At 32.7% G+C, this 11,417-nt stretch carries 13 protein-coding genes; 8 read left to right on the top strand and 5 right to left on the bottom strand.

Annotation, left to right across the window (positions count from 1 at the left end):
* Positions 1-127: 127 nt before the first annotated feature.
* Positions 128-502, bottom strand: a complete 375-nt coding sequence (hisI, locus tag METFODRAFT_RS00175; RefSeq protein WP_007043481.1) for a phosphoribosyl-AMP cyclohydrolase — start codon at positions 500-502, stop codon at positions 128-130.
* Between the two features lie 185 nt (positions 503-687).
* Between hisI and METFODRAFT_RS11225 the strand changes: the two genes are divergently transcribed.
* The 4 genes from METFODRAFT_RS11225 to METFODRAFT_RS09775 all read left to right on the top strand — a co-directional run bounded on the left by METFODRAFT_RS11225 (position 688) and on the right by METFODRAFT_RS09775 (position 1,738).
* Entirely contained in the window at positions 688-882 is a 195-nt protein-coding gene (locus METFODRAFT_RS11225; protein ID WP_245528846.1) for a hypothetical protein, read from the top strand.
* Between the two features lie 7 nt (positions 883-889).
* Entirely contained in the window at positions 890-1,156 is a 267-nt protein-coding gene (locus tag METFODRAFT_RS11220) for a hypothetical protein (protein WP_141564085.1), read from the top strand.
* Between the two features lie 64 nt (positions 1,157-1,220).
* Entirely contained in the window at positions 1,221-1,508 is a 288-nt protein-coding gene (locus METFODRAFT_RS00165; RefSeq protein WP_007043480.1) for a hypothetical protein, read from the top strand.
* Positions 1,469-1,738: a hypothetical protein gene (locus METFODRAFT_RS09775; RefSeq protein WP_342626854.1), complete on the top strand. Its 270-nt coding sequence runs from the start codon at positions 1,469-1,471 to the stop codon at positions 1,736-1,738. The genes METFODRAFT_RS00165 and METFODRAFT_RS09775 overlap by 40 nt, the downstream gene beginning before the upstream one ends.
* Here METFODRAFT_RS09775 and METFODRAFT_RS00160 read toward each other — a convergent pair.
* From METFODRAFT_RS00160 to METFODRAFT_RS00145, 4 genes are read right to left on the bottom strand one after another with little or no spacing between them, the layout of a single operon-like run.
* Positions 1,695-2,273, bottom strand: a complete 579-nt coding sequence (locus tag METFODRAFT_RS00160; protein ID WP_007043478.1) for a tRNA (cytidine(56)-2'-O)-methyltransferase — start codon at positions 2,271-2,273, stop codon at positions 1,695-1,697. The two genes, METFODRAFT_RS09775 and METFODRAFT_RS00160, sit on opposite strands and share 44 nt — an antisense overlap.
* 9 nt (positions 2,274-2,282) lie before the next feature.
* On the bottom strand, positions 2,283-3,419 hold the full coding sequence (larC, locus tag METFODRAFT_RS00155; RefSeq protein ID WP_007043477.1) for a nickel pincer cofactor biosynthesis protein LarC: 1,137 nt from the start codon (positions 3,417-3,419) through the stop codon (positions 2,283-2,285).
* Positions 3,420-3,451: 32 nt separating this feature from the next.
* The gene (locus tag METFODRAFT_RS00150; RefSeq protein WP_007043476.1) at positions 3,452-4,117 is read right to left on the bottom strand and encodes a hypothetical protein; all 666 of its coding nucleotides are present in this window, start codon (positions 4,115-4,117) and stop codon (positions 3,452-3,454) included.
* A 58-nt stretch (positions 4,118-4,175) separates the two neighbouring features.
* The gene (locus METFODRAFT_RS00145; protein WP_007043475.1) at positions 4,176-6,740 is read right to left on the bottom strand and encodes an STT3 domain-containing protein; all 2,565 of its coding nucleotides are present in this window, start codon (positions 6,738-6,740) and stop codon (positions 4,176-4,178) included.
* Positions 6,741-6,892: 152 nt separating this feature from the next.
* On the opposite strand from METFODRAFT_RS00145, the gene METFODRAFT_RS00140 reads away from it, so the two are divergent.
* The 4 genes from METFODRAFT_RS00140 (at position 6,893) to METFODRAFT_RS00125 (ending at position 11,389) form a co-directional block, all read left to right on the top strand.
* Positions 6,893-7,765, top strand: coding sequence for an MraY family glycosyltransferase (locus METFODRAFT_RS00140; RefSeq protein WP_007043474.1), 873 nt, complete (start codon positions 6,893-6,895; stop codon positions 7,763-7,765).
* A 199-nt stretch (positions 7,766-7,964) separates the two neighbouring features.
* On the top strand, positions 7,965-8,735 hold the full coding sequence (locus tag METFODRAFT_RS00135) for a dihydroorotate dehydrogenase electron transfer subunit (RefSeq protein WP_007043473.1): 771 nt from the start codon (positions 7,965-7,967) through the stop codon (positions 8,733-8,735).
* Positions 8,736-8,748: 13 nt separating this feature from the next.
* Positions 8,749-9,900: a bifunctional 5,6,7,8-tetrahydromethanopterin hydro-lyase/3-hexulose-6-phosphate synthase gene (locus METFODRAFT_RS00130; RefSeq protein WP_007043472.1), complete on the top strand. Its 1,152-nt coding sequence runs from the start codon at positions 8,749-8,751 to the stop codon at positions 9,898-9,900.
* Between the two features lie 16 nt (positions 9,901-9,916).
* Entirely contained in the window at positions 9,917-11,389 is a 1,473-nt protein-coding gene (locus tag METFODRAFT_RS00125) for a thiamine pyrophosphate-binding protein (RefSeq protein WP_048115156.1), read from the top strand.
* Positions 11,390-11,417: the final 28 nt, after the last annotated feature.

The following is an 11,417-nucleotide window of genomic DNA, read 5'->3' as shown; positions in this document are numbered from 1 at the left end:
TTTACGCTTATTTATTGGGGTTATATTAATACGTTTAAAATTTTTTATAGTATGCCGCCCGTCCTGGGGAGTTAAAATAAGTTAAAAGTACAAAAAGTTCAGTTACTTGTATATGTTCAAATATATATTATTTTCGGTCGATAATGACTATTTCTCCATTTTCAAGTTTCCTATGGAAGCAGGAATAATAACCTTCATGACATGCTACTCCCTTCTGCTCAACAACAAACAACAAAGCATCACCATCACAATCCCTATATATTTCCTTAACCTTTTGTATATTACCACTTTCCTCTCCTTTCATCCAAATCTTATCCCTACTTGTGGAGTAATAATGCATCAATCCAGTTTCAAGCGTCTTTCTTAATGATTCTTCACTCATAAAAGCAGTCATAAGGACATTTTTATTCTCATCTACTGCAATGGCAATAAGGAGTTTTTTGCCTTCAATGTTTCTAAATTTTGGATTTAGTTTTTTTATAATTTTATCAACGTTCTGCATATTTCCCCCTTTTTGTGGATATTGTAGTTCTTTGTGAATTTCTTTGTAATTATTAACATTACAAAAATTTCAATAGTTCTTAATCTTTCTTAACTGATAGTGTGATTTTAACACTATTAAAATTAAGACCAAAAAATAGAAATAGGTAGTACTTAAATAACTCGTTAAAAAACGGTGAAACCTCCATGCTAACAGCACTTAATAGTATACTCACTAATTCTATAAATAGTTTAGGATTTAACTGTTCGGAGGAGTTATCTAAGTTCGCACAAGTTAGAACACTAACGCCAATAAAAACTATCAAAGCATTTTCAGAGTATGTCTCGGGAATTCACAGAACGACTATCGTTAAAAACCTACAAAAAACTATCAGAAAATGAGTTTTGTTTGTATACTCAACTATCCAACCTTCCCGATATTTTTGATGACAATAGATTTAAATACACTGCAATAATCGATTCAACGCTACTAAGGAGATGGAGTAAAAAGGTTTATGGTTGCAATATTCGATATAACTACATCGAAAGACATAGCAAACCATATCAAGAGCAGATAAACTGCTGTATTTATCACGAAAAAAGGGATATATTCGATTTACACTACAATAAAACCACTTGGCAAAAAATCCACAGACATATTCATCGAAATTATTAGATTCTTAACTCATATAGATATCGGGACGGTCGTAGTAGACACTTTTGTAACGACAAAGAAAATTATGAAGGAATCTAAAGAATTGGGAATGGAATATATTGGTAAACTTAGGGAAAACCTGATAGTTGAATATTTCGGTAAGAAGGTTAAGGTAGAAGGACTATTTAAGAGGGATTTCGAGAAAGAAAAGCTTAAATTAAGGACTATTAATGGAATAAAGTTTAGATTATCCGAGAAAGTGGTCAATATTCCCGATGTTGGTAGAGTTAAAATCGTTGCAGTGTTGATGGAAAATCAGAAAAACCTAAGTATCTGGTCTCTACAAACCATAAAAAGAAGGCAGAGAACATAATAAGCGAGTATATGAAGAGACCAAAGATAGAAGAAAAGCATAGAAGAGATAAATCGATTTTAGATGTTGAGGGAAATTACCTAACGTCTGAAAAGAGCAATATTGGGTTTGTTAGGTTTATAGCAATGGTATCAAACTGTATAGAATATTTAAGCCACAAATATGGATTATCATTCTATGAAGTGATTAAAGAGTGCAGTAAAGAGCTAATAAAGAAAGGATTCTCGTAATCACACTGTCAGATCTTATAACAACCTTTTTATCATTTGAAGGAACTATCTTAATCTTTGCATTTTCAAATTCTCTATAGAGTGTTTCCCCTTCAAATAATCTATCTAAAAAAATTGCAAGTGCAGCAACTTCCGAATGTGGTTGATTCCCAATGGATATGTTATAATCAGCAAGTTCATACGCTTCTTTTGGAACTTTCTCCGCCCCTATAATAATTAAAATATCCTTTTCTTTAAATTTCTCTTTTATCTCATTTATTATCTCATTGACACTTGCTCCATACATTGTTAAATGAACCACGATTCCATTATTTTTAAAATTTTTAACATATCCCTTCCATTTTTTTACAACTTCAAATTTAAAATTTCCTCCCCAATTTTCTACAACCTTCTTTACACTTTCTTCAACATGTTCATCTTCTACAGTAAATATTATCTTATCAGCCCCTAAGGCTCTTGCTGTTAAAGCAACATGTGTTGATATCCTTTTATCCCTATCTCCTCTATGTCCTAATCTTAAAACCTCAACCCTCATGAAAATCCCTCATCTCAAATGCTTTGAGAAAATAATTTTATACAAATCTTTTAATGGAATGCCATATTTTTTAGATATCTTCTTCAAATCCTCAAACTCTGGTTTTTCTGAGATTATTTCATTATCAATTTTTCCAAATTTTATTCTAACATCTTCATCAAACAACTTTATAGTTTTAAACTCTCTATCTGCTGTTATTCTCTCTATATTAAATATTCTAACTCCCAAAGTGCCAGTTTCTCTCATTATAATCTTAGTTACCTCCTCAACTCTGCCTTTATCAACAATAGCCCTAATTGTGCAGGCAGGCCTATTCTTCTTCATATGAGTTGGGATAAAGTGTAAATCCCTAACCTTCCCATCTAAAACTTCATATAGGTAACCCAATATCTCTGCTGAAATGTCATCAACATTCGTTTCCAATAAAACTATATCTTCCCTCTTTATATTTTCAACTCTAAAAACTCTTAAAACATTTGGTATCTCCAAATCTTTATCTCCAGATCCATAAGAAACCTCTTTTATTATAAAACTTCCTTCAACTAATTTTGGGTTTATGTATTTTATTATTGCTGCTCCAGTTGGTGTTGTTAATTCCTCTTTTATATCAGAGAAGGATATTTTAAGCCCTTTCAATATCTCTGCCGTTGCTGGTGCTGGAACTGGCAATAATCCATGCTCAGTTCTTACAAATCCATTTCCAACATTTATTGGCTTATATAGGCATTTATCTTTTAAATTTAATTTATTTATTATATAAGATGCTCCAACTATATCAGTTATTGTATCATAATTCCCAACTTCGTGGAAATGTACATCCCCTATACTTATATTATGAACTTTGCTTTCAGCCTCAGCCAATATCTTTAAAATTTCTAATGCAGAGATTTTAACATCTTCCTGAATATTGGAGTTTTTAATAATGTTTTTGATGTCTTTATAGGTATCTGTCTTATAATCAACATCCTTTGGGATTATATCAACTTTATTCGCCACTATATGGCATTTTTTAACCTTTTTTATTTCAATATCAACATCAATAACTTTTTTGATGGTATTTATAAGATCTCCTCTATCAACAAAATCAATCATCGCCGATAAAAACATATCTCCACTAATCCCAGAAAATGGGTCTAAGAGAAACATAAAAACCCCTTTGTCTTTTAATGATATAAAAGTTATTTTTTTAAAAAACTATATAGTTTATTGAGTTTTTCTTTTATTCCATTTATCTCCCATTCATATATCTCCAAAGTTTTTGGACATTCTGAAATTTCAAATCTTAGATACTCTTCTGACAATTTAACTACATCTTCAATAAAGTCATCTAATGGAACTTTTAAAATTCCTGTATTGCCATGTACATCACGGCATATCAATATTACCTCATTTTCATCGTCTTTGTTTATTCCAAATATATAATCTCCATAATTATCCCAATAATAACCTAAATCTGTATAATATGACTTTTTAAGGTTTAGATTATGTTCTTTACACATGTATTCTTCCCATTTCCAAATATCGTCAATATCTCCACCAATACTTGAATCCCTTCCTTTGATATTACTATCTAACAAAAATATTGAAACCTTCAAAAGTTCTTCTACTAAATCCACCAAAGTTGCATCACTCGATAATTCTTTTGGATTACATGGAATAAACCTATCTAATACTTTTAAATAAACATCAAATCCAAATGTAAGAGATTTTAGATACATTAACTCTTGTTCTGATACCTTTCCACTGTTTATTTCTCTCACCATATCTTCTCTTATTTTTATGTATTCTGATTTATCAAAAAGAAGATTTGCAACTTTGGAATCTTTTATTAAATATTCCCTCATATTTTCCCTCTGAAATTTAGAAAGCAAAAAAGAAAAATAGGAAATATTAATTTTTGGATTATTTTAGATATTCAGTTCCATAATCTACCTTATAAACCTTAAATCCTGGCTGAACCCCAAAGTTTGTTGGATCATAACTTGCTTTAACCAATTTTATATGCTTTAATCCATACCCATCGAGTAAATGTAATCTTGTATATACACTATCTTCAAGGTTCTTTGACACTACCCATACATAGATTCTTCCATCGGGCTCTATTCTTACAACCTCACTTAATTGCCCTTCATTATCAATAACTTTTCCAATAACTTCTTTTGGAGTTTTTATAATTATTTTGTGGAACTTCACTTGTCCAACAACTTTTGCTCTTCCGTTCTCATAGGCAACTGCTGCAGTTGTTATGTTCTCTAATGTGAATGGAATATTCGTTATATAGTAGAGATTTCCAACTTGTACTTGAGTAACGATTGAGTTATTGTTTATCATTCCTTTTCCTTTAAAGTAGTATCCTTTATCTCTCTTTTCATTTGGTGTATTTGGTGGTAAATCAAAGTTCCAATTACCGAACATACTCCACACAGGAGCGATATCAGTCATTCTGTTGTAGGTTATTAGATAATCCGGATTTGGATTTTCTGGATGTGTGGCATTTAATACTTCCTTTGCCTCTTTATCTGTCAAACCATATTTTTCTGTTAAAATTTTGTATGCAGTACTTCTGTTTACTGGAAGTATTTCATTCAATATCTTTACGGTTTTTGAGACGTTGTTATGTGTTTTGTTCATAAGTACACTACCTTCCCTAAATGCCTCATCTCCACTTGTGGCAAGCATCCTCAATATTCCAACTGCAAGTTCTTCGTTTGATGTTGAGAATGCCCTACCTACCCAGTAAGCCCTTGGGGAATTTTGGCTACCTCCATCAAATGTTACCATCTTTCTTGTAGCCCACGTATAGATGTGTCCGTTATCCCACCAACATGTTATAACAGCGTTGTTTGGGGTGTTGTTTTTAATCCAATCTAAACTTTCCTTCCATCCATTGTTGAATGTTGGTGCTGTGTAGAATGGGACTGCATTTGCAAGTGGTGGAAGGACTAAAGCAACTGCTAATGCTAAAGAAAACCCCTTCTTTAATTTTAGTTCGTTATTTGAAGTTACAATATCCACAATCTTATACAATATCAATATGGCAATTGATGCCAAGAAGGCATAAGCGGCAATCGGCACATAAGTTGTTGGAATGAGGATTTGCGGAATTTTAGCACCATATTTTGCGATACTCAATAAAAACACTAACCCAATTGTTGGATAGAGAGCATATTTTACCAATCCGTCCCTACTCATTATAATTAGTCTTTCTATTTGCCCGGTTAATATACCGACACCAATTGCCAAAGGCGGGGCCATTAAAGCAGCAAATCTGATACCTTTTGTAGCGGCATATCCTGTTGCAAGTAGCCAAATGGTTAGCAGTATCGCATATTTGACATCAAACTCCTTCTTACCACTTCTCAAAGATAGGAATGAAATAAATATCCCAATAATACCCAATATAAATAAAGTCTTTCCTCCAATTGAGTTGTTAACAATATCTGCAAATTTTGGTTTTGAAAGTTCTGCTACTGTTGTATATACATTTGGCCATCCTGTTGTATGTTCGGTTGTTGTAGTTAAAGCCACTTGATAACCCAATGGAGACGTAACAGCACTAACCACTACATCCACACCATGAATCAATGAAATCAAGAATGTACTACCAATTATGTAAAATCCTATTAAATACAATATATGCTTGGTATTTTCATGCTGGATTGTTTTGCCTAATTTTTTTGACACCATTAAATAAATTCCATAGATTACTAAAGAAACTGAAACAATATCAAACGCATACCACCAAGCACTCCACATTTTTGGGTATAATGCAGTTAATACAACTGATAAACCCCCAAATGCCAATAATTTTTTAATGTTGTTCTGATTGTGTATTGCCTCAATAATAAACCATACTATGAATAAGATTGGCAAAACCTCAAATATTGGAGTATCTGCAAAACCTGCCGATGTTTTATATAACAACCCAGGGGAGGAAATTAACAACAATGCCCCAACAATCCCTCCAATGTCACTTAACGTTGCCCTCCTAATTATGAAGTATATTGGAATCCCCAACAACATACTAAGAATTGCTGGAACCCAGAAGGCAGCGTTCATAATACTTACTGTTGGGTCAATGGAATGCCATATTTCATAGAGTAAGAGTTCAACAATACATATTACTGGTGGTTCCCAACTTACTGGATGTCCAGGGGGAGCGTATTGGCATGTATCGTAAGGGACTTTCTTCCCATCAACTTCCTTCAGTGTTTCCCCAACATACCCATGTTTGTATAAGTTTTCACTCAACCTTAGGTAGTAATAGGGGTCTAATGCTACAAGATACATTCTCCCATGTTCATCAGAAAACATTTTTTTTAATTCAGGATAGTTCGTAAACCCCATATCTGCTGGCTGTGCTCTTAATTGAAAACTTATTAACGATATTACTAAGACAATAAGAAATATCTTTATATACCCATGACTTTTAAAAAACTCAGATATTTTGTTAAGATATTCGGTCATCCTTTCCACCCTCTAATATTCCAAAATTAAAACAACAAAAGATTAAAACAACAAAGGTATATAAATTTATTGTCATTTAAATTGGATATTTAATCCCCACAAAATCATAAAGTTAAAATTCCCACACGTTATAATATAGCATAGGTGAAATAATGGAACATTTTATTATAGCGTTTATCCTATCCTTAGTACTTACAAAGTTCATCATAAAAAAAATGATAAACGTAAAATATGGAATAGATTTGCATAAGGGGAAAAAAATAAAAGTTGCAGAAATGGGGGGCTTTGCACCTCTTATCACAAACACCGTAGTTTTGCCATTTTTCAATCCTTATATTTTAGTTATTGTGGTGTTATCTGGGATTATTGGAATTATCGATGATATTGCAAAACTCTCGCCAAAAGAAAAACTCATCTTCCTCGGGATTTCTGCACTCCCGGTAGGGATATTGCTAAATATGAATATTTTTCATTTGTTTTTGTTAATGTTGGGTGTTTCCATAGCATCAAATTTAACAAACATGCTCGCAGGATTTAATGGACTTGAGATTGGTGTGGGGATAATCTCATCAATATTTTTGGGTTTGTGTTTATTGACTATTGGAGATTTAAACGGATTCCAGTTGGTTATTATTTTTGTGATGTCTTATTTAGGATTGTTTATATTTAACAAATATCCAGCAAAAGTCTTCCCAGGAGATGTTGGAACGTTACCAATAGGGGCGTTTTTGGCAACAATGGCGATTTGGAAGGGTATTATTTTGCCATTTTTGATTATTATGATGCCATATATCTTAGATGCAGGATTAAAATTCTATAGCGCTGGAGTTACAAGGAGGGAAGAGCACAAGCCAACAGTATTAAAAAATGGAAAACTTTATGTTGAAGGAGGTTACTTATCCCTACCAAGGATTATACTAAAAAAGAAACCCATGAAGGAGTATGAAATCGTTCTTATAATTTGGGGAATTTCAATATTTTTTGGCGTCTTGGGATTAATAACTACAAAAATCCTATATTATTAAATTAATTAAAAATAGGCATCAGAGAAACTCCCTCATCACAAATCAGACGGGGATAATATCATCATCTGCCTTTAAATTTAAAAAAGAGCAATTTAATCCTAAATTCAGTTATTATATCAATAAATGTCATTTATTGCAGAACGATTATATATCCCCAAAGTTTAATAAAGTTTTCTATTATTAACTTTATGGTGATACTATGGAAAAGCCAATTATTTGTAAAATAAAAGAAATTATAACTGAATCCCCAAGTGTAAAAACATTCATAATAGATAGAGATTTTGATTTTAAACCAGGACAATTTGCCATGCTCTGGATTCCTGAAGTTGATGAAAAACCATTTGGATTTTCAACAAAAACAGGTTTTAGTATAGCAAAGGTTGGGAACTTCACAGCAAAAATGCACGAACTTCAAGAGGGGGATTTAATAGGAGTTAGAGGACCTTATGGAACATATTTTGAACCGTTAGGGGATAGAATTTTGGCTGTTGCAGGGGGGATTGGAGGCGCCCCAATTATTGCTGCGGTTGAGGAGTTTGCAAAACAAGGCATTGAAATAAAAACCATCATTGGAGCAAGAACTAAGGAAGAACTTTTGTTTTTGGATAGATTTGAAAATTGTGGAGAATTAGAGATTTGCACTGACGATGGAAGTTATGGATTCCATGGATTCACAACACAGAAGATGAGTGAGATTCTTAAAGAAGAGAAATTTGATTTAATCATAACTTGTGGGCCAGAGATAATGATGAAAAAGGTCGTTGAGATTGCAAATGAATACAACATCCCTGTACAAGTCTCAATGGAGAGATATATGAAATGTGGTATTGGAATTTGTGGGCAATGTTGTGTAGATGATGAGGGCTTCTGTGTTTGCAAAGACGGTCCGGTATTTTGGGGAGATAAGTTGAAGTTTATAACCGAATTTGGGAAATATAAGAGAGATGCAAGTGGAAGCATCATAAAATAAAAAGGATGATACTATGATAAAATTTGGAGAGGCAGTTTTTGGAAACGAGGTTAAAGCAGTAGTTAATCTAATCATTGGAAAAGGTAAAGAAATAGATGAAGCATTTACAAATGCACTAACAAGAACTCCATGTCCATTATTCGCCAATCTAAGACCAAATTTGATTGTTAGGCCACTAACTTTGGTGGTGCCAAGGCATCCAATAGAAAATGAAATACATGATGAATTACTAAACGGTGTTATTCAGTATGGGATAGCAAAAGCAATAGCGGATTTGGATTTAGAGGAAGATTTGAAGATAATCGCAACCGTCTCAGTTCCAGATGTTCCTTTAACAACACTAACTAAAAGAAAATTATTCCAATATTATTATGGAGCAACAAAATTAGCAATAAACAGGGCTTTAAATGAATATCCTTCAAAAGAAAAAATAAAGAAAGAAAAATACAGGGCACTGCATCCACTCGTAGGCTTTAGGGATGTTAGGTTGGAAAGGCCTCCTTATTTGCAAGTGGCATTGGATGTTCCTACAATTGAGAATTTGGAGTTTATTTTAAATGCTCTACCAAAAAGCGATAGGATTATTCTTGAGGCAGGGACTCCATTAATCAAGAAGTTTGGTATTGAGGTTATTGAAATTATCAGAGAAAATTTTGATGGATTTATTGTTGCTGATTTAAAAACTCTCGATACTGGAAGAGTTGAGGTTAGGATGGCATTTGAAAGCACGGCAAACGCAGTTGCCATAAGCGGAGTTGCCCCAAAATCAACAATAATAAAGGGCATCCATGAATGCCAAAAATGCGGAATAATGAGTTATTTGGACATGATGAATGTGGAAAATCCAATTAATCTATATAAATCCTTAAAGTTAAAGCCAGACGTTGTTATTTTGCATAGAGGGATTGATGAGGAAACATTTGGAATTAAGAAGGAGTTTGGAATAAGTAGGGAGGATATGAATGCAATATTGGCAATTGCTGGTGGAGTTAGTCCAGAAAATGTTGATGAATTAATTAAAAACTATGACATTTTGATAGTTGGTAGGGCCATAACAAAATCAAGAGACCCTGGAAGAGTTGCAAGGATATTTATAAATAAGTTAGGAGACGATATCGAGCAATATAGATTGTATTTGGATGAAGATGAAGATATCAACATTTAAAACCCTAAGTGATAACATGAAATTTATGGATGCAATATTGGATTTTTTTAAGGAGAAGAATATAAAAACCATCTTCTCTTATCCAGGAGAGCAAATTTATCCACTATATAAAGCGTTAGATGAAAATGAAGATGTAAAAAATATAATGGTTAGACATGAGCAAGGGGCAGCACATGCAGCGGATGGATATGCGCGAATAACTAATTATGTTGGCGTTTGCTTGGCAACTGCTGGTCCTGGGGCAACAAACTTAACTACTGGTATTGCAACGGCATACAAAGACAGTTCTTCAGTTTTGTGCATAACTGGAAGATGCCAAAAAAAATATATTGGAGAAAATTACTTCCAAGAAATACCAATGGAATTTTTGAATTTTTTTAAGGGATACTTTGTTGAAACCCCTGATGTAGGCTACTTTGAGAAGGCATTTAACGAAACCTTAAATAGTAGAAAACCTATTCACATAAATATCCCAAGGGATGTTCTTGATATTATAGTAAATGAAAAAACAAAAACAGAAAATAACCAAAATTATTCTAAATGCAACTTAAAAGTAGAGAACGTTAAAAGACCACTATTGTTAATAGGTCAGGGAATATATGGAAAGTTAAGTTACAAAGAAATAACAAAGATAGGAAAAATTTTAGAAGAATTAAACATTCCAATTGTAACAACCTTTCCAGCAAGAGGAGTTATTGATGAAAATGATGATCTATGCTTAGGTTTGGTTGGTAGGAGAGGAAGTGAAACAGCAAATAAAGCCTTATTGGATGCGGATGTTGTATACTCAATTGGTTCTTCCCTATCTTACAACACAATTGTTGAGGGGATTAGAGATAAAGTTTTAAATAAAATTATTTCTATAAATCCAAATCCAAATAACATTAAAGAATTAAAAGATACTCTCCTCAATTTGGGAATAGACGATAAACCTTGGATTGAAAATTTAAAAGAATCTTCATATAATTTGGGTGATTACTCATCAAAAATTAAAGAGATAATAGATTCCCTACCAAATAACACCATAATAACAACTGACGCTGGAAATCATACGGTTTTTACATGTATGTTAAAAAAATGTTCCCTACCAAAAACTATCATCTCCTCCAATTCTATGGGAACTATGGGATTTGGGTTACCTGTATCCATAGGGGTTAAATTTGGATGTTTGGATTATGGTATAGGTAGAGAAGTTGTATTAATTAGTGGAGATGGCGGATTTCAAATGAATATCCAAGAATTGGGTGTTATAGCAGAGAATAACTTAAAGATTTTAATGGTTATTATGAAAAACAACAAACTCAATGTATTTGGAGAAATAAGGAATCCAAATTTCAATAAAATAGCAGACGCCTATGGGATAGATAATGCATATATTGAGGATATTGATGAAATTGGAGAAAACGTAAAATCTTATTTAAAAAAGAAAAAACCTTATTTAATGGTTGTTGAATGTGAGGATGAGAATTTACCAAGACCATTTGGATAATTTGTATTTTGTTGAAAATAAAACTTTT

The sequence above is a fragment of the Methanotorris formicicus Mc-S-70 genome, assembly GCF_000243455.1.
Lineage (GTDB): Archaea > AGJL01 > Methanococci > Methanococcales > Methanococcaceae > Methanotorris > Methanotorris formicicus.
The sequence above is the reverse complement of the archived record's forward strand: the minus strand, read 5'-3'. Positions and strand labels throughout refer to the sequence as shown.

Bases quoted from the DNA above. Each gene is read 5' to 3' on its own strand.
- METFODRAFT_RS00160 (WP_007043478.1), bottom strand. From the start codon at position 2,273: ATGAGGGTTGAGGTTTTAAGATTAGGACATAGAGGAGATAGGGATAAA.
- hisI (WP_007043481.1), bottom strand. From the start codon at position 502: ATGCAGAACGTTGATAAAATTATAAAAAAACTAAATCCAAAATTTAGA.
- METFODRAFT_RS00130 (WP_007043472.1), top strand. From the start codon at position 8,749: ATGATAAAATTTGGAGAGGCAGTTTTTGGAAACGAGGTTAAAGCAGTA.
- METFODRAFT_RS00125 (WP_048115156.1), top strand. From the start codon at position 9,917: ATGAAATTTATGGATGCAATATTGGATTTTTTTAAGGAGAAGAATATA.
- METFODRAFT_RS00140 (WP_007043474.1), top strand. From the start codon at position 6,893: ATGGAACATTTTATTATAGCGTTTATCCTATCCTTAGTACTTACAAAG.
- METFODRAFT_RS11225 (WP_245528846.1), top strand. From the start codon at position 688: ATGCTAACAGCACTTAATAGTATACTCACTAATTCTATAAATAGTTTA.
- METFODRAFT_RS00165 (WP_007043480.1), top strand. From the start codon at position 1,221: ATGAAGGAATCTAAAGAATTGGGAATGGAATATATTGGTAAACTTAGG.
- larC (WP_007043477.1), bottom strand. From the start codon at position 3,419: ATGTTTCTCTTAGACCCATTTTCTGGGATTAGTGGAGATATGTTTTTA.
- METFODRAFT_RS00150 (WP_007043476.1), bottom strand. From the start codon at position 4,117: ATGAGGGAATATTTAATAAAAGATTCCAAAGTTGCAAATCTTCTTTTT.
- METFODRAFT_RS00145 (WP_007043475.1), bottom strand. From the start codon at position 6,740: ATGACCGAATATCTTAACAAAATATCTGAGTTTTTTAAAAGTCATGGG.
- METFODRAFT_RS00135 (WP_007043473.1), top strand. From the start codon at position 7,965: ATGGAAAAGCCAATTATTTGTAAAATAAAAGAAATTATAACTGAATCC.